This window comes from Schaalia sp. 19OD2882, from assembly GCF_018986735.1.
Classification (GTDB): domain Bacteria; phylum Actinomycetota; class Actinomycetes; order Actinomycetales; family Actinomycetaceae; genus Pauljensenia.
Genome location: NZ_CP065521.1, coordinates 967772 through 993538 on the forward strand (window position 1 = coordinate 967772; position 25767 = coordinate 993538).

Below are 25767 nucleotides of genomic sequence, written 5' to 3' on the forward strand. Positions count from 1 at the left end.
GATCCGTCAACGCAGGTGACGGACGACCGGATTCAAGGCTCTGCCTGGCACACGAACCTCCGAGAGGAGCGGCGCACGGGCAGGCTCCGCCCTCGTCAGAACCCAAGAAGCCCGCGCCTGGACGAATGACGGACGATTCTCACCGAGGGACGGACGAATCTCACGGGATGACGGACGAATCTTGCGGTGAGGGAAGGAGAGCGGTGGGGTGGGGAGGGTGGGCGGAGGACGCTCCTTGCCTCGAGGTGCGTAGACTGGGGGCTGCGTGCCGACGCGCACGTCCGCGGTCCTGGAGACCCGGCCACTGACATGGGAGACCCTGTGGGCATCATCGACAAGATCCTCCGCGCCGGCGAAGGGCGCCAGTTGCGCAAGCTCGACCGGACGGCCAAGCAGGTCGAGGCGCTGCGAGAGGACTTCGAGCAACTCACTGACGAAGAGCTTCGTGCCAAGACCGATGAGTTCAAGGAGCGTCTGGCGCAGGGGGAGACCCTGGACGACCTGCTCGTCGAAGCCTTCGCCACCGTCCGCGAAGCCGCATGGCGCGTCCTGCGTCAACGCCCCTTCCACGTCCAGATCATGGGCGGCGCCGCCCTTCACGGCGGCAACATCGCCGAGATGAAGACAGGCGAGGGCAAGACCCTGGTGGCCACCATGCCCGCCTACCTGCGATCCCTGACCGGCAAGGGCGTCCACGTGGTCACCGTCAACGACTACCTGGCCAAGTACCAGTCGGACCTCATGGCCCGCGTCTTCAACTTCCTCGGAGTGTCGGTGGGCTGCGTCCTGGTCGGGCAGGAGCCCGCCGAAAGGCGCCGCCAGTACGAGGCCGACATCACCTATGGCACCAACAACGAGTTCGGCTTCGACTACCTGCGCGACAACATGGCCCAACGCGTGGAGGACATGGTCCAGCGCGGCCACAACTACGTCATCGTCGACGAGGTCGACTCGATCCTCATCGACGAGGCCCGCACACCACTCATCATCTCCGGCCCTGCCTCCGGTGACGTCAACCGGTGGTACACGGAGTTCGCACGCATCGCACGCCTGCTCGAAGCCGGTGTCGACTACGAGGTCGACGAGAAGAAGCGCACTGTGGGCGTCCTGGAGGACGGCATCGACAAGGTCGAGGACCAGCTGGGCGTCGAGAACCTCTACGAGGCCGCGAACACACCGCTCATCGGCTTCCTGAACAATGCCATCAAGGCCAAGGAGCTCTTCCACCGCGACCGCGACTACATCGTCGACGGGGGAGAGGTCCTCATCGTCGACGAGCACACCGGCCGCGTCCTGCCGGGCCGCCGCTACAACGACGGCATGCACCAGGCCATCGAGGCCAAGGAAGGCGTGCAGATCAAGGCCGAGAACCAGACGCTGGCCACGATCACCCTGCAGAACTACTTCCGCTTGTACCCCGAAGGTTCGCGCGCGGGCATGACCGGCACCGCCGAGACCGAGGCCGCCGAGTTCGCCTCGACCTACAAGATCGGCGTCATCCCGATCCCCACGAACCGTCCGATGATCCGCAAGGACCAGACGGACCTGGTCTACCCGACGGAGAAGGGCAAACTGGCCGCCATCATCGAGGACATCGTCGCCAGGCACGATGCGGGCCAGCCGGTCCTGGTGGGCACCGCCTCCGTGGAGAAGTCCGAGCTGGTTTCGCGCCTGCTCAAGGAACGCCACATTCCCCACCAGGTCCTCAACGCCAAGCAGCACGCGCGCGAGGCGCAAGTCGTGGCCATGGCCGGCCGCAAGGGCGCCGTGACGGTGGCGACCAACATGGCCGGTCGAGGCACCGACATCATGCTGGGCGGCAACTCGGAGTTCATCGCCCAGGCCAACCTTGCCGCCCGCGGACTGGATCCGAAGGAGAACCCCGAGGAGTACCGGGAGCAGTGGCCGATCGCCCTCGAAGAGGCCGAGGCCGCCGTCCAGGCCGAACGTGAAGAGGTGCGCGAGCTCGGCGGCCTCTACGTCCTGGGCACTGAGCGTCACGAGTCCCGGCGCATCGACAACCAGTTGCGAGGCCGCTCCGGGCGCCAGGGGGACCCGGGCGAGTCCCGCTTCTACCTGTCCATGGAGGACGACCTCATGCGTCTGTTCAACCAGGGACTGGCTCAGCGGATCATGTCCTCGGGCGCCTACCCGGAGGATCTGCCTCTGGAGAACAAGGTCGTCACCCGCTCGATCGCCTCCGCCCAGCGCCAGGTCGAGGCGCGCAACTTCGAGATCCGCAAGAACGTCCTGAAGTACGACGACGTCATGACAGGTCAGCGTGAGCTCATCTACGACGAGCGTCGCCGCGTCCTGGAGGGTGAGGACCTCAAGGTCCAGTTGAGCTCCTTCGCGGAGTCCCTGGTCACGGGAATCGTCGACCAGCACACGGCTGGCCTGCCCCCGCGCGACTGGGACCTGGACGTCCTGTGGGACACCCTGCGCGCCTACTACCCGCCCTCGGTCACCTACGCCGAGGTCGAGAAGGAGTACGGCGGTCGCGCCTCCATGGTCCGATCCGACCTGGTGGGCGAGGTCGTGGGCGACATCCGCACCCAGTACATGGAGGCGGAGGAGCGTCTCAACGCCAATCCGCTGGCTCTCCAGCAGTTGGGCGAAGAACCCATGCGGGAGCTCGAGCGCCGCGTCGTCATCGCCACAGTCGACCGCCTGTGGCGTGAGCACCTCTACGAGATGGACTACCTCAAGGAGGGCATCGGATTGCGGGCGATGGGCCAGCGTGATCCGTTGGTCGAGTACAAGGACGAGGGCGCCAAACTGTTCAGCGCAATGATGGAGAGGATCCGCGAGGAGTCCGTCCAGCAGGTCTTCGGTTTCGTCAAGCAGTTCGACGTGGCTCTGACCAACGCCCAGGAACAGGCCGATCGTGTCCGGGCGGCCGAGCCTGTCGCCACCGGGAAGCCCTCCACCGGCGTGTCCGCATCGGCCGAGGCCGGCGCCGCCACTGCGTCCGCCGCCCCGGGTCAGGCGGCCCCCAGTGCGTCGGCCACGGTGGATGAGAGCACTGTGGCGGCTGTGCGCGCCGCAGCAGTGGCCAAGGCCGCCTCGGTCATGGGTACCGTGGGCCACGAGAGTCAGTCGCGACGTCTGAGGTACTCCTCATCCGACAGGGAGAGGACCAGCGCGTCGGCTCCTTCGCCGACTTCGGGCGAGGGGCCCTTCGCCGGTGGCAACCGCGCGCAGCGGCGTGCTGCACGTCGTCGACGCAAGCACTGAGTCGTCAACTGTGTTCGAGGGCGGTGGTCAGCCACCGCCCTCGAATTGCTTCCATCCGCAGGGCGAGGACTCGCGGGCGCCGGCCGCTGGAGACGAGCGCTGCGACCTCGACCACTCCGTCGCGAACGGTGCTCACCCTGCAGGCGCGCACGACCGCTGCGGCAGCCTTGCGCGCGCCGCTGACCTGCAGGTCGTGGCCGACAAGTGCGAGGACCTCCGGGGTGACCCACCGTCTGAGTTGGGCGAGAGGACGGTGTCCGTCGAGCACTTCGCTCAGGCCCCGGGCAATGCCTTCGGCCCAGGTGTGCGGGTCCGGCAGCGGGAACGTCATGAGCAGGGGCGCCTCGGGCTGCTGGTCGCGCACGGGGTGGGCCCGAGAACCGACGAGGTTCACCTGGTGCAGGTCATGGTGCCGATGCACTCGGGTGCCCGGGGAACGGGGCGTTTGGGGCGCGGAGACGGCGTTGGTGGCGCCTGGGGATCCTGCGCGCGAGCGGGCGCTGCGCTGCTGGGCGATGGTTCTCATTGCAGTTCTCCGGGTATGTGGAGGACCTGCCCCGGCAGGATGAGGTCCGGGTCGGCCCCGATGACGTCTCGGTTGTGGGCATACAGGGTCGGCCACGCCCGGGCGATGTCCGCCTCAGAGGCATCAGGGTCGAGAAGATCCGCGGAAATCGACCACAGGCATTCTCCGCCGGCCACCACATGTGTGTCGGCGTCTTCCGGGGGTGCGACGGTTGTGGGCGGGGCCGACACCTGTGGTGCAGGTGCAGGCGTCGCAGGTGCCGGCTGCGCACTCTGGGCCGCTTCCGCCTTCGGTGGGGTCTGTGGCGGAGCGGATGAGGCTGCCGCACCCATGTCCGACAGGTCCAGCCCCCACACGAGATCGTCCTGAAGGGGGACCTGCGACACTGTGCCGGGGTCGGCCGGGGGAGCCTCGGCGGCCAGGGCGGAGCCCAGGCCCGAGGCGAGCAGACCCACGCCGAGTGCTGCTCCGGCGCTCGAGCGGGCGAGGAGGCGACGCGCCGAGGGACTTCCCGCCACTTCGACGAGTGAGCGACACGCGCGGGCCAGGCCCGCGGGAGTGGAGCGCAACAGGGACAGACGCGCAATGAGCAGGCTCAGGGAGTTGTGGGCGAGCAGGAGTGCGGCCACCAGCGCGAGGACAGCGGCAAGGAGCAGGTCGGGGCGGTGCTCCGGCGTCTGCGGCCACATGTGCCATGCCGCGAATGCGAGGCCTGCGCTGACCGGTGGGCCCACCACGGTCAAGAGCCCGTTCATCAGGCGTTCGACGTGATCACTGCCGGAGTGGGAGAGGGGTTGCGTCGTGTCCATGAGTTCTCCACGTTGAGATTGGTGTCCGTCGATCTCTCCCACACATGGTGTCATTGAGTTCAGTTCATGTCAATGGGTGCGATTCGAGATGAAGCTGTGATCCGCTGAGATGCGCGCAAAGCGACTTGCTGTGGGAACGTGGAGGTGTGGACCTGGAGATGATGTTCGCCGACCTGTCGAGTCGCTTCGATGCCCAGCGCCGCGAGGAACGAGAAGGGGAAATCGTCGACCTCGCCGACTCCGAACGCACGCGCATCACCTTGGACATGCGCATCCGTGCGATGCGCGGGGCGGTGCTCAGCCTGTCTCTGCGTGGCGGTGGGCGGCTGATCGGGCGGGTGGTCGACGCTGCGCGGACCTGGGTCCTCCTGGACGAGGGCACCGGGCAGTCGCTCATTCCAATGCGTGCCGTGGTCGTGGCTGAGCCGCTGCGAGGTGTGGCCGGCGGCGACGGTGCGGTCTCCACAGGTCTGACCATCGGCCACGCCTTGCGTGAATTGGCGGACATGCGCGCACGCCTACGTGTGGACCACGATGCGGGTTCGCATGTGGGGCGCATTGTTGCGGTCTACCGCGATCATCTCGACCTCGAGGTCGACCGCGGGGGTGTGGACGGAGACACGCGGGACGTCGGCGAGCGAACTGTCGTCGCCGTGCACCTCGAGGGACTCACCCGCATCAGCGTGCGCGGGTGGGCTTGAGGTGGTGTGAGGGGATTTCAGTCCGTCTGGCCCGCGGTGATGCGCTCGCGGGTCGCGGTGTACTGGTCCTGGATGAACTTCTCCAGGACGGTCTCCTCCACACGCCACGTGCGCTTGCCGCCGACCTGGATCGCGGGCAGTTCTCCCGAGGAAACCAGCGCCCTGGTTGCCGACATCGTGAGGTTCAAGGTTTCGGACACATCTGCCAGGGTGAGAAATCTAGGGCTCATGACTCAATCATGCCATTGCATCACGGTTCATGCCAAGAGCAAATCCTCTCGGACATCACCGGATCTTGGCAAGGAGTGGCCCCAGCTGGCAAGATGTGATGGTGACCACCAAAGCAACCAAGATCCGAGTGACCCGGGACCGCCCCGTGTGGAAGGACCCGAGGTTCATCGGAGGACTTCTTCTGGTCATCCTCGCCGTCGTCGGCACGACGTGGATCGTCTCCGTCGCACGCAACGGCACTCCGATGCTGCAGGCCACACGCGCCATCAGCCCAGGGGAGGTCCTCGACTCCTCCAACACCACCGTCGTCGAGGTGCGCACGGAGAGCGACGTCTACGTCAAGGACGGTGAACTGCCCGAGGACGCCGTCGCCACGCGCACCATCGACAAGGGAGAATTGCTCACCTTCAGCGCCGCACGAGCCGGCAGCGACCTCAAGCTTCGTCGCATCGTCCTCACCGTCGCCCAAGCTCTGCCCGAGAGCGTCCAGGCCGGCGACGAACTCGAACTGTGGGCGGTGCCGGACGACTCCCTGGCCGGAAAGGACAAGGTCGAGCCTCGTCAGCTCGGCAGCAGGGCCACTCTCGTCCAGGTCCTGGAGGCGAACACGGCAGATCGAGGGCGTCGCATCGAAGTCGTCCTCCACGCCGAGGACCTGCCCGAAGTCCTCAGCGCCACCACCCGACGCACCACCTTGACCGCAGTTCCGGTGGGACGATGAGCGGCCCCGTCCACGCCGTCGCCCTGCTGGCGGACGCCGAGGTCGAAGGCGCCATCGTCGCCGCCATCGGGCGGCATCCTGGAGTCCTCGAAGTCGTCCGGCGCTGCGCTGACCTTGCAGAGGTTGTCGCCGCCGTCCGAGCGGGCACGGCCGACTTGGTGTGCATCGATGCCGACGACCCCGACCTGGACGCCCGCGTGGTCGAGGACCTGCTCCTGGCCGGGGCGGGTGTGGTCCTGCTGGTCGACGGTCGGAACCCGTCCGCCTTGGCGCTGGGTGCGGACGCAGTCATCCCCTCCCGGGCCACCGACCAGATCATCGAGGCCCTTCTCGCCCTCGTGCGCGGGGACAGGGCCCTTCGAGCGCTCGGGTCGCGAGGAATCCCTGCGGCGCCCCTGCCGGAGGAACTCGACTTCCCGCGTCCCGGCCAGGAAATCACGCCCGGGCCGGGCGGAAAGCTCGTGGCCGTGTGGGGAACCTCGGGCGCCCCGGGCCGGTCCACCAGTGCCCTCGCGGTCGCCAGATGGGCCTCCCACGCGGGAAAGACCGTCGTGGTCGACGCGGACACGTTGAACCCGTCCTTGGCGCACATGCTGTCCCTGCCGGTGGACCCCTCGGGCCTGGGGGCGCTCTCGCGTGTGGCCGGACGCGGAGGCGTGAGCCCGGCAGACGTCAACCGGGTCGTGCACACCCTGGATGACGGATTCTCCGTCCTCACGGGCCTGGGGGTGCCCCAGCGTTGGAAGGAGGTGGGCCCCGCCGCGCTGGTCGACGTGCTCCGAGCCGCTCGGCGGGTGGCCCACACCGTCGTCGTCGACCTGCCTGCGGTCAACCTGGACCCCGTGGAAGAACGCAGTTTGCACCAGGGCACCCGGGACGAGACCACCGCAGCCGTCCTGAGGGAAGCGGACACGGTGCTGATGGTGGCGCGCGGCGACGCGGTGGGCCTGCACCGGCTCTCCCTGACTCACGAGTGGTGGAGCAACCAGGGCTTTTCCGCCCGCCTGGTCGTGTGCGTCAACCGGTGTTCGAGCGCTGCTGCCGGCCCCCGCTGGCCGAACGCCATTCGGGCCGCGCTGGCCCCCTTTCTCGACGGACACCTCGTCCACTTGGTTCCCGAGGACGAAGCGGTGCCCGACGCCCTGCTTCGCGGACGCACGGTGGTCGACAATGCGCGGGAAGCCCCCGCGTCCAGGGCGTGGGCGGAGCTTGCCGCCACCGTCGTGCAGGGCATGTGAGAGCAGCTCATGTCGCCTTCGTGGGACACTGAGGCATGCGCATCTTCTGCCCCGCGATCTCGTCGGACCTGTCGGCCAACTCCTTGGCGCCCTCCACCGGATGGACGGTTGTCGCCCCTCCTGGGGTCCGCGGTGAGGAACTGGAGGTTCTCGAGGACGACGCCCAGACCGAGGCCGCGCTGGCCTCGCTGGAAATGCTGCGGGACACGCCGGGCAACGCCCTACGCAGGATCGTCCTGGCCGTCGACGTGACGAAAGCCGACGTCCCTGAAGGCGAAGGGGTGGTCGAGGTCGCCCCGGGTGCCCTCGGGTGGGCCGATGTCGTGGCCGTCCTGGTCGACGGCGAGGAGGCCGAGGTCCTGGTGAAGGCGGTCGTGGAGGCCACCGAGCAGGACGAGGCCGATGACGCTGTGGCCGCCCTGTGGGAGGAGGCACTGGAGTGGTACGACGTCGAGGAGATCAAGGACCTCGCGATCGCACTGCTCTGATGGCGGCGTATTGTTTCGACCTGCGCAGGCCGGCGAGGTCAGCGCCTGAGCGTCACGGTGGATCCCCGTGACGGCTCCCACGAGACGATGACCTGTTCAGGAATGCGTCTGGCCAACTCGTCCACATGGGAGATCACCCCGACCGTGCGTCCACCTTCGCGCAGCGCCTCAAGTTGACCCATGACGACGTCCAGGGTCGCGGCGTCCAACGACCCGAATCCCTCATCGATGAACAAGGTGCCCATCTCGATGCCCCCGGCTTCGGCCGTGACCACGTCCGAAAGCCCCAGGGCGAGGGCCAAGGAGGTGTAGAAGGTCTCGCCGCCGGACAGGGTGCGGGTGGCCCGCACTTCGTCCGTGTCGTGGTCGCGCACCCGCAGGCCAAGGCCGGACTTGCGTGACTGCGTGCCATCGTCGAGGACCTTCTCCAACTCGTAGCGTCCCGAGGAGATATCGAGCAGGCGCGGATTGGCGGCGTCAAGAACCTCCTGGAAGCGCGACATGAGGACCCATGAGGCCAGTGGAGTCTGCAAGAGGTTCTCCGGACCGGTGGCATTGGCCAAGGCCGACAGACGACACACGGCGCCGGCCTCGCTGGCGGCGCGATCCCGGACCTCGGCGGCAGCCGTGAGCGAGTCGAGGGCGCGACTGGCCTCCTGCAGGGCCGTGGTGCGGGCAAGGACCTCGGCGGAGGCGGCGGCGAGCGCCTCCCGCGCAGCAGTTTCGGCCACTGCCAGCGAGTCGATGTCGGGCGCCTCCGCGCCCTCACAGGAGCGGATGGGGTCGGAGGCGAGCTGTTCCTGGACAGAGGCGAGCGCCCCGTCATGGGCGCGGATGGCGGCGGCCAAGGCCTCGGACTCCGCCCGCAGCAGGTGTGCCTCGCGCACGGCTCTCACGCCCTCGTCACCGGCAGGGAATCCGGCTTCGGCAAGTGCTGCGAGGCATCGGCCACGCATGTCGGAGAGCATGTCGGTGGCCTTCTCCCACGATCGCAATGCCTCCTGGGTGTCCGCAAGGGCGGCAAGCTCTGCCTCAGCGCGCGCCAGCGTCTGGGCAGCAGAAGCACCGTCGGGCAGGACGGCGCGCAACTGCCGGCGATCCTCCTCCGCACCGGCCCGGGCGGCCTCCAGTGCAGTGCGGGCGGAGGCCAGCTTTTCGCGCAGGTCGGCGCTTAGGGCCGAGGCCGTGGTGACCTGGGTGTGGACAGCTGCCAGGTCATTGCGCGCCTCGGCCAGACGTCGGCCGGCCGCAGCCACGCGGTCGACCTGCGCCGAGAGGTCCTTCTTGGCAAGCGCCAACGACGTACTGTCACCCTTGGCGCGGGCATTGAGTTCTGCGATCGTCTCCACGGCCCTGGTGTGGGCAGTGCGGGCGGTCGAGACCTTCTCCTCGGCAGCGCGGAGTGCTTCGTCGGCCCGGTCGAGATCCGCCCTGGACACGCTCTCATGGGTGGGGTCGGGGCCGGGACGGGCCGGCGAAGGGTGTTCGCAGGATCCGCACACGGGACAGGCTTGGCCTTGGTGCAGATCTGCCGCCAGGGTCAGCGCCGAATCGGCCAGCCACGCCTCGTGGAGGACGAAGGAGTGCGCGCGGGCGACGCGGGCCTCCTGGGTGGCAGTGCCCAGGTCCTGGGACAGTCCGGCCAGACCCGCCCGCAACAGGTCCGCGCGGTTGGCGGCCTCGATGCGTTCATCGAGGGCGTGGACCTGCTCCTGCAAGGCGGGAGCCTGCGCGGTGAGGGTCTCCAGGGCCGCAATCTCGTCGTCGAGGGCGCGCCTGCGTGCGGGGGCCTCCGCAAGGGTGCCTTCGACCTCGACCAAGGAGGCCTGGTCGGAGTCGATCGAGGCGCTGGTCCGTGCGATGAGGGCTTCCTTGTCCTGCAGGGCCTGCTCGACATCACGCAGGGAGTCGAGAAGGGTGCGGCGGGTGTGCTGGCCCTGGTGAGCGGCCGTGACCTGAGCGAGCAGGTCTGCAGGGAAGTCCTGGGCGTCGGAGCCGGCAGGAACCTGCACACCCGTCGACCGGTCCAGGGCGTTCACGTGCGCCAGCGCCTTCAGTCGCGCTGCGTCAAGGTCTTGCGCACAGGTGCGTGCGGCCTCGACCAGATGCCACACCTCGTCGGCCCGGGCGGCGGCCTCCAGGCGAGACCTGTCCGCAGCCACTCGTGGGGCATCGGCGTTGAGGGTCTCCAGACGCTCAAGCAGCTGGTCTCGGCGGGCGATGAGCGCCTCCAGCGTTCGGGCGCGTTCGAGTGCTTCCTGACACGCGTGCGCCCGCGCCTGCAGGGGACCCATGCGTTCGCTTGCCGCCTCGCGCGCGCCGTCGAGGACCTCCAGTTCCGCCTCGCACAGGGCGCGCAGCGCGTGGGAGTCCATGAGTGAGGCACCTGCAGCGTCTTGAAGGGGGTGAGCAGGCTCGGCGCGGATCCCGACATCGGCCTGCGCTGCGTCCGCATGTGCAGCCGAGGAGGCCACCAGGCCAGCGAAGATTCCGATGGCCGTCGCCAACTGGGTGCGGGCAGCGGAAATCCGTGACTGGGCGTCGCCGGCGCGCCCACGCAACTCGTCCTGCACCACCTGGAACACGTGGGTGCCGAAGACATTGCGCAGGATCCGCTCACGCTCGGCGGAGGTGGCCGACAGGAAGCGCGCGAACTTCCCCTGCGGCAGGACGACGGTCTGCAGGAACTGCTCCTTCGTCAGGCCGACGATGCGGGAAAGCTCCGCATTGGCCTCCTGGATGTTCGAGGAGATCGCCTCGACCTGCGTGAAGGCACCATCGTCGCCCTCGACCACCCGTTCCAAGCGGATGGTGGCGTTCAACGGGGTCTTGCGACCCGCCTTGGTGTAGGAGGGGGTGCGTCGCACCCGGAAGAGTCCGCGCCCGGTCTCGAAGACAAGTTCGACGACGCTGGGGTCCAAGGAACGGCAGTAGGTGGAGCGCAGCCGGGCCTTGTCGGAGTCGCCCTGACGCGCGACGTCCCCGAAAAGGGCGAAGGTGACGGCATCGACCAGTGTCGACTTGCCCGCCCCGGTGGGCCCACGCAGCAGGAAGATGCCCGAAGCCTCGAACTCGGTGAAGTCGATGTGCTGGGGTCCGGCGAAGGGGCCGATGCCGGTGAAGTCAAGAGTGCGCGGTCTCATGCCGTGGCCTCCGATCGAATGGCGGTGAGGACGTCGTCGAGAAGGGCGGCTTCCTCCTCGTCGAGGGGGCGCCCACCGACCGCCTCGAAGAAGTCGCGACTGACTTCGCGTGCGCCGCGAGTACGCAGGTCCTGGGCGTCGGGAGCCGTGCGGGCCTGCACCCCTTGCGGAGTGTGCTGGACGAGGAGGGCGTGGGCGAAGCGTTCTCGCAGGCGACGCACCATCTCGGAAGGGCGTGCCGGGTCGGTGACTCGTAGACTCACCCAGTCCTGCAGGTGGGTGTCGGTGGCAGGGGAGAGGAGATGCTCCATCGTGCCTTCGAGCACCGCCAAACGCCGCCACACAGGAAGCTCGAGCACCTGCACGTCGACCGCGCCGTCGGGGGAGATGTCCACCAAGGTGACGGACTTGTGGTCCCCGGCCTCGGAGAAGGACAGGGGCAGGGGCGAACCGCTGTAACGCACCTTGGTGCCGGTGCCCTTCACGTCCTGGGGGCGGTGCAGGTGCCCGCAGGCGACGTACGCCAGGCCGGTGTCCTCGAAGAGGGAGGCGGGTACGGCCGCGACACCGCCGACCTGGATGTCTCTTTCGGAGTCGGACTCCACGGCGCCGGAGACGAAGGTGTGGACCATGGCCAGGGCGGGGCGGGCGTCGCCTTGCGAACGCCGCACCTGAAGGTCCGCGGTGATCCGTGCCAGGGCTGCTCGAAGGACGGCCTCGTGTGAGCGGGCGACGGGGGATCCCACCTCGCCCAGTTCGTGACGCACCAGATCGGGTTCGAGCCACGGCACCGGGTAGACGAGCAGACCGTCCTGGCCTCCCGGGCCGGGAACCTCGACCGGGATGCCCACCTGGTCCACTCGGGAGAAGACCCGCAGCTCCTCACGCATGAGGGACGCGCCGAAGCCCAGGCGGGTCGCCGAATCGTGGTTGCCGGGAGTAAGGATCACGCGGGTCATCGGACACAAACGCTCCAAGGCACCCTGGAGCAGCCGCAGGGAAGCCAAGGGGGCCAGGGTCCGGTCGAAGACGTCCCCACTGACCACGAGGACGTCCACCCGATGGTGGGAGACCAGGTCCACGAGATGGTCGAGGAAAGCCGCGTGCGCCGGCCCAAGGTCCTCACCGTGCAGGGTACGGCCCAAGTGCCAGTCAGCAGTGTGCAGGATGCGCATGTCCAAAGTGTCCCACCCACCACCCACAAGTGGAGTCACTGCACCCGTTGCTCCACCTCAGGCCGGATCAGTGCGGTGCACGGAGCGCCTTGAGACACTCCTCGTGCAGCAGCGAGTTGCTCGCCACCGCATTGCCCCCCCACGGGCCCTCACCACCGGACAGGTCGGTGAAACGCCCCCCGGCTTCCACGACGATGGGTACCAGGGCCGCCATGTCGTAGACCTCCAACTCGGGTTCTGCCGCCACGTCCACCGCGCCCTGGGCCAACAGCATGTAACTCCAGAAGTCCCCGTAGGCGCGCGTGCGCCAAAAGCGGGTGAGGAATGCGGCGAACTCATCCCCCAGGCCGTGTGCGGCCCAGCTGGAGATCGAGGCGTAGGACAGGGAGGCGTCCTCCAGGCGCGCCACCTTGGACACGTGGATCCTGCGTGCCTCCGACACGGTGCGTCCCGTCCACGCGCCGCCGCCACGGCGCGCCCACCAGCGTGTGCCCAGTGCCGGCGCACTGACCACTCCGACTCTCACCTCGTCGTCCTCGACCAGGGCGATCAGGGTGGCCCACACGGGCACGCCCCGTACGAAGTTCATCGTGCCGTCGATGGGGTCGATGATCCACTGGCGGCGCGCCTGCCCGGTCGTGCCACGCTCCTCACCCAGCACCGAGTCGCCCGGGCGGGCTTCGGCCAGGATCGCCCGCAGCGCGTCCTCGGCGGCGCGGTCAGCGTCCGAGACGGGAGTGAGGTCCGGTTTGGACTCGACCAGCAGGTCCTCCGCGCCGAAGCGGCTCATGGTGATGGCGTCGGCCTCGTCGGCAAGCAGGTGCGCCAGACGCAGGTCGTCCTCGTGGGCCAGGGGCGTGCTCATGACCCCACAGTACAGGGGGCGCTCGTCACATGGTCCCGCGCTCCATCACCCCCGGCAGGGGCGGAGCGGGCCTGTCGTAGCATGGGCCCATGTCGAAGCCCTTCCTCATCCTGTCCTCCCGCGCGGATGCCGGACCGGCCGCCTCCGAGGCCGAGGCGGTGCCGAGGATCGCGGGACTGGGTGCGGGTGAGTACCGGTGGGTTCGAATGGAGCAGGTGGGACTGCCCGCGATCGACCTGGACGAGTGGTCGGGGATCATCATGTGCGGCTCCCCCTTCGACGTGGGGCGCGCCGAGGAAGACAAGCCCGAGATCCAGAAGCGCATCGAGGCGCGGCTGCACGCCGACCTGTATCCGCGCATCCTGGAGGCTTCCTTCCCCTTCCTCGGCATCTGCTACGGCCTGGGGACCCTCACGGTCCACTTGGGCGGTGCCATGGACAGTGCCCATGGTGAGGAGATCTCCGCTCCGCTGCTGCACCTCAGTGACAAGGGCGCCGCCGACCCGCTGTCGGCCGGGCTCCCCCGCGCCTTCCACTCCTACGTGGGCCACCACGAGGGCGTGGCCCGGCTGGGCGAGGGAGCGACGGTGCTGGTCACGGGCCAGGCGTGCCCGATCCACATGGTGCGTTACGGGGATGCGGCCTGGTGCACCCAGTTCCACCCGGAATTGGACCTTGCGGGCATCGAGAACAGGATCGACAACTATGCGGGCCGCTACTACGAGGCGGCGCGGGCCAAGGAGATCCGCGCGATGGTTCGCAGCGTGAACGTGAGCCCCTGCCATTCGGTGCTCTCGACATTCGTCCGGCTGCACCGACGTTGACCGGCGTTGACGAGGCGACCCGCGCTGACGGCTCCTCCCCTTCAGCGGGCGGCCCGCGAGGCGGCCTCCGCTGTGGCCACGGCCCCCAGGAGGCGCCTCGCGGATTCGACGAGCGCGGCGCGGCGCGCCACCTCCTCCTCGTCACTGGCGCCGCCCTCGTCTGCGCCCCCGGTCGACACGCGGAAGGGGCCCGCGCCGAGGCGCCACTCGTCCAACGCGCAGGAGGTTTCGCCCGCAAGATGCGTGCACATCGGCAGACACCAGGCGGCGGCCTCGGCCACCTCGGGAAAGACCCTCAGGACGTCCTCGACCCTGACATGGCCCAGCCCGAAGGATCGCACCCCGGGCGTGTCGACGATCCAGCCGCCGCCGGGCAGTTCGAAGGACTCCGACGAGGTCGACGTGTGGCGTCCCTTCCCGGTCACCTCGTTCACGTGACCGACCGCCCTGCCCGCCCCCGGCACCAGAGCGTTGATGAGTGTCGACTTGCCGACACCGGAATGCCCCACGAGGACGGAGAATCGCCCGGTCAACAGGTCTTCGAGGTCCTCCAGGCCCTCGACGCCCCCATCGGCCCGGGCACACGTGGCCACCACCGTCACCTCGAAGTCGGCGTATGCGCGGCGAAGTTCGCAGGGGTCTGCCAGGTCGGACTTCGTCAGACACAGGACCACGTCCATGCCCGCCTCGAAGGCGGCGACCATGCAGCGGTTGATCATGCCGGTACGAGGCGGAGGATCCGCCAGCGCCGTGACGACCACCAGCAGGTCCGCATTGGCCACGATGACCTTCTCACCCTTCTGGTCCGGCGCGTCCTCCAGGGAACGCCGCAGGATGCTGCGACGCTCCTCGACGGCGACGATGCGCGCCAAGGTGTCGACCCGTCCGCTGAGGTCGCCGGTCAGACGCACCCTGTCGCCCATGACCACTGAGCCGCGGCCCAGCTCCTTGGCGCGCACGGCGTTGACTCGCGTCCCGGCCCCGTCGACCACCACCCCGTAACGGCCCCGGTCGATGGCCACGACCCGGCCCAGGGGCTTCGTCGACCAGTCGGGGCGCACCTTGGTCCTTGGGCGAGAGCCCTTGCCGGCGCGCACTCGCACACGCCGGTCGTCGGTTCCCACGTCACGTGCCACGGTGACCACTCACGCACATCTCCCACAGGCGTGTGAACCCCGGAAGGGTCTTCGACGTGGCTCCCACGTCGTCCAGTTGGACGCCGGGCACCACCAGGGCGACCAGGGCGGCGAATGTCGCCAGTCGGTGGTCCTGGCGTGCCTCCAGGGCGGCCCCGTGCAGCGGGGTGGGGATGATGACCAGGCCGTCGGCCTTCTCTCGGGCCCCGCCACCCAGCGCGTGGATCTGGTCGACGAGGGCGGCCAGCCGGTCCGTCTCGTGTCCGCGCAGGTGCGCTATTCCGCGAAGATGCGAGGGGGTGCGCGCATGCAGCAGGACGGCCGCCAAGGTGGGGACCAGCTCACCGTGGTCGGACATGTCGATGTCGAGCCCGTCATAGGTGCCCACCCCGGGGCCGGTGAGTTCCAGAGCGCCCTCGACCCACCGCAGCCGTGCGCCCAGGCGCGTGAAGAGGTCACGCCAGGCGTCACCGGCCTGAGCCGTTGCCCGGGGCCAGTCGGGGATCCGCACCGTGCCACCGGTCAGGTGGGCGGCGGCCAGGAACACGCCCGCATTGGTCAGGTCGGGTTCGATGTCCACGCTCTCGCCCGCCGCGCGGCCCGGGCGAACCAGCCACCTGCCGGGACCGGCGTCGGTGACATCCAGGCCCCGCTCGCGCATGGCCTCGACCGTGAGCCGCACATGCGGCATGGACACGACGTTCCCGTCGGCCTCGATGCGGAGCGGGTCGGCCAGGAGGGGGGAGGCGAGCAACAGGGCGGAAAGGAATTGCGAGGACGCCGAGGCATCGACGCGGACTGTTGCGGAGGCGGGCACCCGTGCCGGCCCGGTCACGGTGAAGGGCAGGTGGCCGGCATCGCCCTCGTACTCGACCCGCACCCCCATGGAGGACAGTGCATCCAGCAAGGGCCCCATGGGGCGCGCCAAGGCGGCCTCGTCGCCCGTGAACCGGATGGGACAGGCCCCCGTCGCCGCAAGAGCGGCGACGAAACGCATGACGGTGCCCGCCAGCCCGCACTCGACGGTGGTCGGCTCCATGGCGGCGGGGTCCAGCGGAGCAACCCGCCACACGTCCCCGTCCCGCTCGACTCCGGCACCCAAGGAGGTCAGGGCACGGGCCATGAGGGTCGTGTCGCGCGAGTCGAGGGCACCGCGGATCGTCGTGGGGGCATTGGCGAGGGCGGCCAGGACGAGGGCGCGCGCAGTGTGCGACTTCGAGCCGGGAACGCGAATGGTGGCGTGGACGGGGGTGGGGTGATGAGGGGCTGACCAGTGGCCGCCCGCAGGGGTCATCGCCGGCCCACCTGTGCCGCCGGAGCCAGTACCCGTTCCACACCGCCTTCCAGGCGGGCCTGTCCGAGGGCCCGCGAGGCCGCCTTCTCCAGGGCGCGGGCGTGGGCCTCCTCGACCTTGGCGGCGCGAAGGGCTGCGGCTTGGCGCTCCTGTGAGCGCAGTTGGTCCAGTTGCCCACGGTGCACACGCCACGCGCCGTAGCGCCACTGCGCGGAGGGGCGCCCCTGACGGTCCACGGCGGCGATCGTCATTGCCCCGACGAGGGCGCCGCGCAGCAGCAGACCCTTGGCCTGCTCGACGCGTTCTTCCTTGTCCGTGGCCGCCCACACGGGGTGGTTGACCAGCGCGATGGGAAGGGCAGCCGCCGCCAGAACCGTGGCGCTGGTGCGCGCGGCCCTGCCCGTGGCGAACGCCAGGGCGGCGACCAGGGTGGCTCCTCCGGCAAGGCGAGTGGCCAGGCGCAGCGTCGAATCGTCGAGGTCTTCGAATCCGGGGATGCGGTCCAGGAGCGGACGCACCGCCCTCGCCCGTTCGACGTGGTCCTGTGGACGGGTCAGGGCCGAGACGGCGTCGAGGACGAAGGGCGCGGCGAGCAGGGGGCGAGCAACCAGGCGCAGGAGGTTCATCTGCCCATTGTCACGTGAAAGGCCCGCTTGCGCGAGGACTTCCAACCCGGAGCGTCACGAAGGGAACACTCCGGTCGGCTCGGGCGTTGAGGTCGGCATGGCAGCTGCGAGGGGCTATACCATTGGCCGTGATGGATGCGCACACGGGTACACAGGACGAGGACGGGGGCGAGCCGTCCTCGTCCCCGAACCAACCGTCGACGGACACGGACGGGGACGCCCTCTTCGAGGCCGAGGCGCTGCCGCTGCTCGACCAGATCTTCGGTGCCGCCATGGGAATGACCCGCAACCGCGCGGACGCCGAGGACCTGACCCAGGAGACCTTCCTCAAGGCCTACACGAAGTTCCACCAGTTCACTCCTGGCACCAACCTCAAGGCGTGGCTGTACCGGATCCTCACGAACACCTACATCTCCCAGTACCGCAAGGACCGGCGCTCTCCCCGGCGCGCCTCCACCGACACGGTGGAGGACTGGCAGCTGGCCGAGGCCGCCGCCCATTCCGGCACGCCCCTGCCCAGCACCGAGGTCGAGGCCTTGGAACGAATGCCCGACGCCCAGGTGCGTCTGGCCCTGGAGTCCCTGTCGGAGGACCATCGCCTGGTGGTCCTGCTGGCCGACGTCGAAGGACTGAAGTACCGGGAGGTCGCCGAGATGCTGGACGTGCCCATCGGCACCGTCATGTCGCGCCTGCACCGGGCCAGGAAGGCACTGCGCGAGGTGCTGGCGGATGTGGCCACCCAATACGGAATCGGGGGTGCAAGCGATGAGTGAGGAGCTCACCTGCGAGGAACTGAGGGCCCAGTTGGACGCCTACCTCGACTGCGAGGAGTGCGACGACCTGGCCGCCTTGGTGGAGGCCGGCACATTGAACGGGCCCGACGCCCGCATGCGGCGCCTCTTGGAGGCCCACGCGCGCCAGTGCCCGCACTGCGCCACCGTGGTCGACGCCGAGCGGCACATGCGTCGGGCCCTGCGCCGCTGCTACTCGCACCAGGCCCCCGAAGGCTTGCGGGCCAGCATCATGGAGCTCACCGTGTCCCGCTCGCGCAGGGCGGTGCGCACCCGAGTCACACGCATCGACATCACCGAGGAGCGGTGAATCCCATGCGCGCCCGCATGTGCACTTGGTCGCCGACGGGCCCTGCGGCTTGGAACGGCGGGCGCGCGTGTGGGAGACTGTGACGGTTGTGATCGACCACTGACGAGGAGACCGAGATGTCGAAGCGAGGCCGCAAGCGTCGCGACCGCCGCAAGAGCGGGGCGAACCACGGCAAGCGTCCCAACGCCTGAACCGTGACCTGACGATGCCCGGTGGCACGGCCACCGGGCATTCGTGCGTCCGGCCCGCATTCGGGTCAGGGCGGGCTCATTCCCTGACGTCGGCCCCGGTCCACTCGTACCAGCCCTGGTGCAGCGTCAACCATGCCATGAGGGCGTAGCCCGACTGGCCCGGCAGGGTCATGCCCGTCGGTGTACGCGCCGGCGAGGACGCCATGTCCTCGAACCACTGGTCGTGGGCGACCAAGGGCGTGAAGGTGTCGACGAAGGGAATCTGACGACGCTCGCACACTTGGGCGCATGCGTGCGAAAGTTCCTCCAAGTGTGCCTGGTCGGCGCCGGCCAGTGGAGGTGGGCCGACGACGAAACTCGGGATCCCCAGGGCGGCGGCCCGGTCCGCGATGTTGGCCACCGCCAGGCGAGAACGCGCAGTGGACAGTCCTGAATTCGCGTCTGCGCAGCCCACACCCACCACGAGCGCCCGCGTGCCGGTGGTGCCCAAGCGGCGCAGGGCCTCTTCCTCCCAGCGGGTGGACAGTTGGGCGGTGGTTTCTCCCGGAACCGCCAGGGTCATGACGGTGGGCGCTTCGGCGAAGGTGCTGCGGGCGAGCACCCTGCCGACCCATCCCAAGGCGCGCGGGTCCCCCGCTCCTGCGACCAGCTCGTCACCGATGACACAGATGCGCACGCTCTCCTCCTTGCCTGAGGTGTGGGATCACCGTACCTCAGCGGGCGAAGGCTTCGTCCAACAGCATGCGCTGTTGCTGCTGGTGCAGGGCGCCTCGGCCGGCGGCCGTGGAGGCGGAGGCGGGTCGGCTGACGCGGCGCACCGCCAGGCCGAGTTCGGGGAAGAGGTTGAGGGCGAGGAAGCCCCACGCACCTTGGTTGGCCGGCTCGTCCTGGACCCACAGGATCTCCGCCCCCGGGTACTTCGCGAGTTCGGCCGCCAGCTCCGTGGTGGGCAGCGGGTGGAGCTGTTCCAGACGCAGGATCGCAGTGGAGGCGTCCTCCCGGTTCGCGCGTTCGCGTACGAGGTCGTAGTACAGGCGCCCCGTGCACAACATGACACGGTCGACCCGGGGCGAGCCCGCCGCCCCGATCGTCCCATCCGCCTCGCCGTGGACGGGCACGAAGCGGCCGTGGGTGAACTCCGCCAATTCCGAGGTGGCCGCAGAAAGGCGCAGCAGTTGCTTCGGGGTGATGGCCACCAGGGGTCTGCGAGGGCGCGCATAGGCCTGGGTGCGCAGCATGTGGAAGTGGTTGGCCGGGGTGGAGGGCTGGACCACCCACATGTTGTCCTCGGCGCACAGCTGCAGGTAGCGCTCGATGCGGGCAGAGGAGTGGTCCGGGCCCTGGCCCTCGTACCCGTGGGGGAGCATGAGGACCACGGAGGAACGCTGACCCCACTTCTGCTCCGCAGAGGACACGAATTCGTCGATGACGGTCTGGGCGCCGATGGCGAAGTCGCCGAATTGGGCCTCCCAGATCACCAGGGCGTCCGGGCGCTCCACCGAGTAGCCGTACTCGAATGCCATGACCGCGTACTCCGACAGGGGCGAGTCGAGGATCGTGAAACTGGCCTGGTCCCCGGTGAGGAATTGCAGGGGGGTGAACTCGCGCCCGTTCGTGTGGTCGTGCAGGACCGCGTGGCGTTGGACGAATGTGGCGCGGCGGGAGTCCTGGCCGGACAAGCGCACGGGCGTGCCTTCCATGAGCAGGGTGCCAAGTGCAAGCAGTTCACCGAATCCCCAGTCGATGCGCGTCTTGCCCAGCGCCATCTCACGCCGCTTCTCGCACAGTTGGCGGATCTTGGGGTGTGGGGTGAAACCTTCGGGAAATGCCACCTGGGCGTCCCCGATGCGGGCCAGCGCCTGGGCGGGGGCCGCCGAGGTCCAGCCGATCATCATGCCCTGGCCGGGGCGCTGGGACTCGGGGACCTCCCAGCCCTCCTGGTCGCGGGCGCCGGCATCGGGCGACCAGCCGTGTTGGCGGGTCTCCTCGAGGATGGCGCCGAGCTCGGCCTCGTAGTCGGCGATGGTCTGTGCGGCCTCCTCCTTGGTCAGTTGGCCGCGACCGACGAGGTTGCGCACGTAGACGGTGCGGGTGGAGGGGATGCGGGAGATGAGGTTGTACATGACCGGCTGGGTCATGGACGGGTCGTCGCCCTCGTTGTGTCCGCGACGCCGGTAGCACACCATGTCGATGAGGACGTCCTTGTGGAATTCGTTCCGGTAGTCGGCGGCCAACTGGGCCACCCGCACCACTTGTTCCGGGTCGTCCGCGTTGACGTGCAGGATCGGCACCTGCAGGCCCTTGGCCAGGTCGGTCGGGTAGCGGGTGGAGCGACCCGAGGTCGGGCCGGTGGTGAACCCGATCTGGTTGTTGACGATGACGTGGATGGTGCCGCCGGTGCGGTAGCCGGCAAGTTGGCTCATGTTCAGACATTCCTGGACGACGCCTTGGCCGATGAAGGCCGCGTCACCGTGGACGAGGATCGGCACCACCGGCAGTTCGGAGTCGCCCAGCAGGTCCTGTTTGGCGCGGACGATGCCTTCGAGGACTCCGTCTGCGGCCTCCAGGTGCGAGGGGTTGGCTGCAAGGTAGACCTTGGTGGCGACCCCGTCCTCCACTTGGTAGACGCCTTCGGTGCCCAAGTGGTACTTGACGTCACCGGAGCCCTGGACGGTGCGGGGATCCTGGTTGCCCTCGAATTCGGAGAAGATCTGGCCGTAGCTCTTCCCGGCCAGGTTCGCCAGCACATTGAGGCGGCCACGGTGGGCCATGCCGATGGCGACCTCGTGGATGCCGGTGCGTGCACTGCTGGCAAGGATCTGGTCGAGCAGCGGGATGAGGGACTCTCCGCCCTCCAGGGAGAAACGCTTTTGACCCACGTACTTGGTCTGGAGGAATTCCTCGAAGGCCTCGGCCCGCACCAAGGTGTCCAGGATGCGGTGCCTCTCGGAGGCGGTGGGCGGTTCGTAGGGCTGCTCGATGCGTTCCTGGACCCATCGGCGCTGTTGCGGGTCCTGGATGTGCATGTACTCGATTCCGACACTGCGCGTGTAGGTGTCGCGCAGGCGTTCGAGGATGTCGCGCAGCAGCATCTGCTCCTGGTCGCCGAAGTTGCCGGTGGGGAAGGACCGGTCCAGGTCCCACACGGACAATCCGTAGCGCTGCAGGGACAGGTCGGGGTGGCGTCGCACCCGGTACGCCAGCGGATCGGTGTCGGCCGCCAAGTGTCCGCGCGAACGGTAGGCGTGGATGAGTTCGACGATGCGGGCCGGCTTGCCCTTCTCGCGCTCGGCGTCGTACTCGTGGTCGGGCTCCCACACATAGGGCTGGTGCGGGATGTGCAGTGAGGTGAAGACGCGGTCGTAGAAGCCGTCGCGGCCGGTGAGTTTCGTGTCGACCAGTCTCAGGAACTCGCCGGAGGCGGCGCCCTGGATGACGCGGTGGTCGTAGGTGGAGGACATGTACATGGTCTTGCCGATGCCGAGTGAGGCCAGGCGCTTGGCGGGCACTCCCCGGTAGGCGGCCGGGTAGTCCGTGGTTCCGACCCCGACGATGAGCCCTTGGCCGACCATGAGACGGGGCACGGAGGTGGTGGTGCCCAGGGTGCCGGGGTTGGTCAAGGTGACGGTGACCCCGGCGAAGTCCGCAGCACCCAGTTCGCCCGTGCGGGCCCTGCGCACGACGTCCTGGTAGGCGTCGACGAATTCCATGAAGGTCAGCGTGTCGGCGTTCTTGATGGCGGGCACCATGAGGACCCGTTCGCCCTTGGCGTTGGTCACGTCGATGGCCAGCCCCAGGCCCACGTGGGCATGTCGGGTCAGGGTCGCCTTGGTGCCCTCGACGCCGTAGCGCACGTTCAACTGCGGCAGCTCGCACAGGGCTTCGACCACTGCGTAGCCGATGAGGTGCGTGAAGGAGACCTTGCCGCCGATGGTGCGCGCCAGGTGCTGGTTGATGATGAGGCGGTTCTCGATGAAGAGTTTGGCGGGAATGTCCCTCTGCGAGGTGGCCGTGGGGACGGTGAGGGATTCGTCCATGTTCTTCGCAGTGGCCCGCGCGACGCCCCTGAGGGGTTCGACTGCGTCTTCCTGAAGTGCTTGGGAGGTCAGGGCCGAGGCGGTGTGGCCGGACTGCTGGCGCGTGTAGGGGGAGGTGGCCTCTTCGATGCGGGACCGGGGTGCGGGGGGCAGGTCGGAGCGTGTCACCGACTCGACATTGCGCGGGGTCTCGGCTTCGGGGGCGGCCTCGACCTCGATCTCCGCGGTGACGACGGCGCTGAGTGGTGCCGGCTCGGGGTGGGTGGCCTCGGCAGGGGAGTGGGTCGGGGGCACCTGGGGCACCGCCGGGGTGGTGGCCACGGGCACGGGGACGCCGGGGGACGAGGGCGGGGCCGGTGGTGCCGGCACCACGGAGTCGCGGATTTGGGCGGGTCGCTTTTCGCCTGCGAAAAACTGCTGCCACGAGGGGTCCACGGACGTGGGGTCCGCTTCCCATCGGGAGCGCATCCGCTCCACGTACCACTTGTCCTGGTCTCCTGTGGCTTGGGTCGTCGAAGTCACCATCGTCCTCGTTTCGTCGTGGCCCTCACAGTGCGGGCACGGGACGATTCTATGGGGAAAGGGACCAAAGTCCGTGGCACTTTGAGGAGATTTGAGGTGTCACGGAAGTGGCGTTTGATCCGGCAAGGGACATCCTTGTCCGCAGGTGGGAAACCGACCCCGACAGATGGCGCTGCCTTGGCACTGCACGAGACCCATGAACCACCGGGGCGCCTGCGGCGCCCCACGCGTAGGATGGGGCAATCATGGACAGTGACAGTCGACCCCGACCCGCCGCCCTCGTCGTGACCCGGTCCCCGCGCCGCCACCTGCACCACATTCGCACCGGATCGCAGACCAGCGCCCTCCACCCGCCCGTGACCACCCAGGTGCCCCGATGATCCTCGACCTGCTCATGATCCTGTTGGGCGTGGCCCTGACCGTCGGGACCTTCCTGTTCGTCTCCGCCGAATTCTCACTGGTGGCCCTTGACCAGGCGGTCGTCGAAAGGCGTGCCGCCGAAGGGGACCGCTCCGCCGAACAGGTCCTTCGTGCCACACGCTCCCTGTCCACCCAACTCTCCGGTTCACAGGTCGGCATCACACTCACCACGATCCTTCTGGGCTGGACCACCCAGAGGACCGTTGCGGACATGAGCGCCAGAGCGCTCGACTCCGTCGGACTCACGTCGGCGGTGTCCACCACCGTCGGCGTGGTCGTCGCAGCCCTGGCCGTCAACGCCTTGTCCATGCTCTTCGGAGAGCTGGTCCCCAAGAACCTCGCCCTGTCGCACCCCATGCGCACCGCCGCACTGGTCGTCCCCTTCCAGATGGCATTCACCTCCGTCTTCGGCCCCTTGGTGCGCCTGCTCAACGCGGTGTCCAACTGGATCCTTGCCCGCATGGGCATCGAACCCCAGGAAGAGATCTCCGCCGCACGTTCCGCATCAGAGCTGGCCGCCCTCGTGCGACACAGCGCTCAGGAAGGCACCTTGGACACCTCCACCGCGGCCCTGCTCACCAAGTCGATCCGCGTGGGTGAACTCTCCGCCGTCGACGTGATGACCGACCGCGGCCTGGTCCATTTCCTGCCCGAGGACGCCACCGCCCAGGACGTGGTCGACCGTGCGCGAGAGACCGGGCACTCGCGTTTCCCCGTCATCGGCGAGGACTCAGACGACGTCCTCGGAATCGTCTCGCTGCGACGGGCCATTGGCGTGCCCTTCGAGAGGCGCACCGAGGTGCCTGTCGTCTCCCAGTCACTGCTCGCCCCGGCCCCCCGCGTGCCCGAGACCCTGGAACTGGGCCCCCTCATGGTCCAGTTGCGCGACGGGGGCGTGCAGATGGCGGTCGTCCTGGACGAGTACGGCGGAGTCTCGGGCATCGTCACCTTGGAGGACGTCGTCGAGGAGATCGTCGGCGAGGTCTCCGACGAACACGACCACCGGCGCCTTGGCATCCGCACCCGCTCGGACGGGGTGCTCCTGGTGCCCGGGACACTGCGCCCCGACGAATTGCTCGAACGCGCCGGAGTCGCCCTGCCCGACGACGGCCCCTGGGACACGGTGGCGGGCCTGGTCATGACGCAACTCGGACGCGTCCCCGTCGTCGGAGACGTCACCGAGGTGGCGGGATCGGTCCTGGAGGTCACCCAGGTCCAGGGACGCAGGGTCACGCAGATCGCCCTGACCCCTCCACCCGAACGTGACGGGGAGGCCATCGATCCCCTCGGGCGGGGAGAGCCGGAGGAGGGTGCGCGATGAGCACGACCCTCGCCCTCGTCCTGACGGTCCTCCTGCTGGCCGTCAACGCCTTCTTCGTCGCAGGGGAATTCGCCACCACCTCCACCAGACGTTCCCAGGTCGAGCCCCTCGTGGAGGCGGGCGCTCGCGGCTCCACGCAGGCCATGTACGCCCTCGAACACGTTTCCCTCATGCTCGCCATCTGCCAGCTCGGCATCACGGTGGCCTCCACCTCGCTCGGTGTGGTGGCCGAACCCGCCATCGCCCACTTGGTCGAGATGCCGCTGGAGCGGATCGGCCTGCCTGCCGCCTCCTCGCACGCAGTGGGCTTCACGGCGGCACTGGTCCTGGTGCTCGTGGCGCACGTGGTCCTTGGGGAGATGGTCCCCAAGAACGTGTCCATCGCCTCCCCGGTGCGGATCCTGCTGGTCCTGGCGCCGCCGCTGGTGGCCCTTGGTCGCGTGCTGCGTCCAGTCATCCAGGCGATGGATGCGACTGCGAACTGGTTCCTCCGCCGCCTGAGTGTGGAACCGCGTTCGGAGATCTCCTCGACCTTCACCGTGGAGGAGGTGGCCTCCATCGTCGAACTCTCCCAACAGGAGGGAATGATCGAAGACGAACTCGGGCTGCTCTCGGGCACCCTGGAGTTCTCCACGGAGACCGCCGAGACGGCCATGGTGCCGCTGGCCGACCTTGTCGTCCTGCCGCGAACTGTCACACCCGAGCAGGTCGAACGGGAGGTGGCCCGGACCGGGTTCTCGCGTTTCCCCGTCAGCGACGAGGACGGGCGCGTGTGCGGATACGTCCACCTCAAGGACGTACTGCATGCGGTGGGGCAGCAGCGGGCCGAGCCCGTGGAGCCCTGGAGGATCCGTCGTCTGGAATCGGTCAGAGCCGGTGACGAGGTCGAGGACGCCCTGCGGCACATGCAACGCACGGGCACGCACTGCGCGGAGGTCAAGGACTCCTCGGGGGCTGCCGTGGGGGTCCTGTTCCTTGAGGACATCCTCGAAGAACTCGTCGGCGAGGTGCGTGACTCCTTGCAGCGGGACGGACGATTGTGAGGTCCCGGAGTGGCCCGGGACAAACGGCTGCGAGGGGCACCACACCCCCCATGTACAGTTCCTTGTACAATCTGCGACCGGGTGGCGTTGGAGCGGTCTCTTCACGCTAATTTGGACG

Annotated in this window: 21 protein-coding genes; 10 read left to right on the forward strand and 11 right to left on the reverse strand. The window is 68.7% G+C overall.

Going from position 1 to position 25767, the window contains the following annotated elements:
- The first annotated feature begins 321 nt into the window (after nucleotides 1–321).
- The gene (gene secA / locus I6B53_RS04260; protein ID WP_216765328.1) at nucleotides 322–3237 is read left to right on the forward strand and encodes a preprotein translocase subunit SecA; all 2916 of its coding nucleotides are present in this window, start codon (nucleotides 322–324) and stop codon (nucleotides 3235–3237) included.
- Between the two features lie 4 nt (nucleotides 3238–3241).
- On the opposite strand, the gene I6B53_RS04265 is transcribed toward secA, so the two are convergent.
- Together I6B53_RS04265 and I6B53_RS04270 are read right to left on the reverse strand one after the other, a co-directional pair.
- Entirely contained in the window at nucleotides 3242–3763 is a 522-nt protein-coding gene (locus I6B53_RS04265; protein WP_216765010.1) for an Rv3235 family protein, read from the reverse strand.
- Nucleotides 3760–4572: a LysM peptidoglycan-binding domain-containing protein gene (locus I6B53_RS04270; protein ID WP_216765011.1), complete on the reverse strand. Its 813-nt coding sequence runs from the start codon at nucleotides 4570–4572 to the stop codon at nucleotides 3760–3762. The genes I6B53_RS04265 and I6B53_RS04270 overlap by 4 nt, the downstream gene beginning before the upstream one ends.
- Before the next feature lie 146 nt (nucleotides 4573–4718).
- On the opposite strand from I6B53_RS04270, the gene I6B53_RS04275 reads away from it, so the two are divergent.
- Nucleotides 4719–5273, forward strand: a complete 555-nt coding sequence (locus tag I6B53_RS04275; RefSeq protein ID WP_216765012.1) for a hypothetical protein — start codon at nucleotides 4719–4721, stop codon at nucleotides 5271–5273.
- Nucleotides 5274–5290: 17 nt separating this feature from the next.
- Here I6B53_RS04275 and I6B53_RS04280 read toward each other — a convergent pair whose 3' ends face one another.
- On the reverse strand, nucleotides 5291–5503 hold the full coding sequence (locus I6B53_RS04280; RefSeq protein ID WP_216765013.1) for a helix-turn-helix domain-containing protein: 213 nt from the start codon (nucleotides 5501–5503) through the stop codon (nucleotides 5291–5293).
- A 101-nt stretch (nucleotides 5504–5604) separates the two neighbouring features.
- Here I6B53_RS04280 and I6B53_RS04285 point away from each other — a divergent pair, with 101 nt between their 5' ends.
- From I6B53_RS04285 to I6B53_RS04295, 3 genes are read left to right on the forward strand one after another with little or no spacing between them, the layout of a single operon-like run.
- Nucleotides 5605–6225: an SAF domain-containing protein gene (locus tag I6B53_RS04285; protein WP_216765014.1), complete on the forward strand. Its 621-nt coding sequence runs from the start codon at nucleotides 5605–5607 to the stop codon at nucleotides 6223–6225.
- On the forward strand, nucleotides 6222–7463 hold the full coding sequence (locus I6B53_RS04290) for an AAA family ATPase (RefSeq protein WP_216765015.1): 1242 nt from the start codon (nucleotides 6222–6224) through the stop codon (nucleotides 7461–7463). The genes I6B53_RS04285 and I6B53_RS04290 overlap by 4 nt, the downstream gene beginning before the upstream one ends.
- Before the next feature lie 35 nt (nucleotides 7464–7498).
- A complete protein-coding gene (locus I6B53_RS04295) occupies nucleotides 7499–7951 on the forward strand; it encodes a hypothetical protein (RefSeq protein WP_216765016.1) in 453 nt (150 codons plus the stop codon).
- Between the two features lie 38 nt (nucleotides 7952–7989).
- Here the strand turns inward: I6B53_RS04295 and I6B53_RS04300 are convergent, their stop codons facing one another.
- From I6B53_RS04300 to hisN, 3 genes are all read right to left on the reverse strand, one after another.
- Complete coding sequence (locus I6B53_RS04300) at nucleotides 7990–11094, reverse strand: AAA family ATPase (RefSeq protein ID WP_216765017.1); 3105 nt, start codon at nucleotides 11092–11094, stop codon at nucleotides 7990–7992.
- On the reverse strand, nucleotides 11091–12269 hold the full coding sequence (locus I6B53_RS04305) for an exonuclease SbcCD subunit D C-terminal domain-containing protein (protein ID WP_216765018.1): 1179 nt from the start codon (nucleotides 12267–12269) through the stop codon (nucleotides 11091–11093). Before I6B53_RS04305 ends, I6B53_RS04300 begins: the two co-directional genes overlap by 4 nt.
- Nucleotides 12270–12336: 67 nt before the next feature.
- Nucleotides 12337–13134: a histidinol-phosphatase gene (gene hisN / locus I6B53_RS04310; RefSeq protein ID WP_216765019.1), complete on the reverse strand. Its 798-nt coding sequence runs from the start codon at nucleotides 13132–13134 to the stop codon at nucleotides 12337–12339.
- 89 nt (nucleotides 13135–13223) lie between these two features.
- Here hisN and I6B53_RS04315 point away from each other — a divergent pair, with 89 nt between their 5' ends.
- Nucleotides 13224–13958 carry a gamma-glutamyl-gamma-aminobutyrate hydrolase family protein gene (locus I6B53_RS04315; RefSeq protein WP_216765020.1) on the forward strand — a complete coding sequence of 245 codons (735 nt, stop codon included), beginning with the start codon at nucleotides 13224–13226 and terminating at the stop codon, nucleotides 13956–13958.
- Nucleotides 13959–13999: 41 nt separating this feature from the next.
- Here the strand turns inward: I6B53_RS04315 and rsgA are convergent, their stop codons facing one another.
- The 3 genes from rsgA to I6B53_RS04330 are packed head-to-tail and all read right to left on the reverse strand — an operon-like array spanning nucleotide 14000 to nucleotide 17014.
- Nucleotides 14000–15094, reverse strand: coding sequence for a ribosome small subunit-dependent GTPase A (rsgA, locus tag I6B53_RS04320; protein ID WP_216765021.1), 1095 nt, complete (start codon nucleotides 15092–15094; stop codon nucleotides 14000–14002).
- The gene (gene aroA, locus I6B53_RS04325; RefSeq protein ID WP_216765022.1) at nucleotides 15084–16388 is read right to left on the reverse strand and encodes a 3-phosphoshikimate 1-carboxyvinyltransferase; all 1305 of its coding nucleotides are present in this window, start codon (nucleotides 16386–16388) and stop codon (nucleotides 15084–15086) included. Before aroA ends, rsgA begins: the two co-directional genes overlap by 11 nt.
- A complete protein-coding gene (locus I6B53_RS04330; protein WP_216765023.1) occupies nucleotides 16385–17014 on the reverse strand; it encodes a DoxX family membrane protein in 630 nt (209 codons plus the stop codon). Before I6B53_RS04330 ends, aroA begins: the two co-directional genes overlap by 4 nt.
- A gap of 131 nt (nucleotides 17015–17145) precedes the next feature.
- Between I6B53_RS04330 and I6B53_RS04335 the strand changes: the two genes are divergently transcribed.
- Together I6B53_RS04335 and I6B53_RS04340 are read left to right on the forward strand one after the other, a co-directional pair.
- Entirely contained in the window at nucleotides 17146–17787 is a 642-nt protein-coding gene (locus I6B53_RS04335) for a sigma-70 family RNA polymerase sigma factor (RefSeq protein ID WP_216765024.1), read from the forward strand.
- Nucleotides 17780–18115, forward strand: coding sequence for an anti-sigma factor (locus tag I6B53_RS04340; protein ID WP_216765025.1), 336 nt, complete (start codon nucleotides 17780–17782; stop codon nucleotides 18113–18115). The genes I6B53_RS04335 and I6B53_RS04340 overlap by 8 nt, the downstream gene beginning before the upstream one ends.
- Nucleotides 18116–18382: 267 nt before the next feature.
- On the opposite strand, the gene I6B53_RS04345 is transcribed toward I6B53_RS04340, so the two are convergent.
- Together I6B53_RS04345 and I6B53_RS04350 are read right to left on the reverse strand one after the other, a co-directional pair.
- Nucleotides 18383–18982, reverse strand: a complete 600-nt coding sequence (locus I6B53_RS04345; protein WP_216765026.1) for a GDSL-type esterase/lipase family protein — start codon at nucleotides 18980–18982, stop codon at nucleotides 18383–18385.
- A 37-nt stretch (nucleotides 18983–19019) separates the two neighbouring features.
- The gene (locus I6B53_RS04350; protein ID WP_216765027.1) at nucleotides 19020–22868 is read right to left on the reverse strand and encodes a multifunctional oxoglutarate decarboxylase/oxoglutarate dehydrogenase thiamine pyrophosphate-binding subunit/dihydrolipoyllysine-residue succinyltransferase subunit; all 3849 of its coding nucleotides are present in this window, start codon (nucleotides 22866–22868) and stop codon (nucleotides 19020–19022) included.
- Nucleotides 22869–23244: 376 nt separating this feature from the next.
- Here I6B53_RS04350 and I6B53_RS04355 point away from each other — a divergent pair, with 376 nt between their 5' ends.
- On the forward strand, nucleotides 23245–24606 hold the full coding sequence (locus tag I6B53_RS04355) for a hemolysin family protein (RefSeq protein WP_216765329.1): 1362 nt from the start codon (nucleotides 23245–23247) through the stop codon (nucleotides 24604–24606).
- The gene (locus tag I6B53_RS04360; RefSeq protein WP_216765028.1) at nucleotides 24603–25649 is read left to right on the forward strand and encodes a hemolysin family protein; all 1047 of its coding nucleotides are present in this window, start codon (nucleotides 24603–24605) and stop codon (nucleotides 25647–25649) included. Before I6B53_RS04355 ends, I6B53_RS04360 begins: the two co-directional genes overlap by 4 nt.
- Nucleotides 25650–25767: the final 118 nt, after the last annotated feature.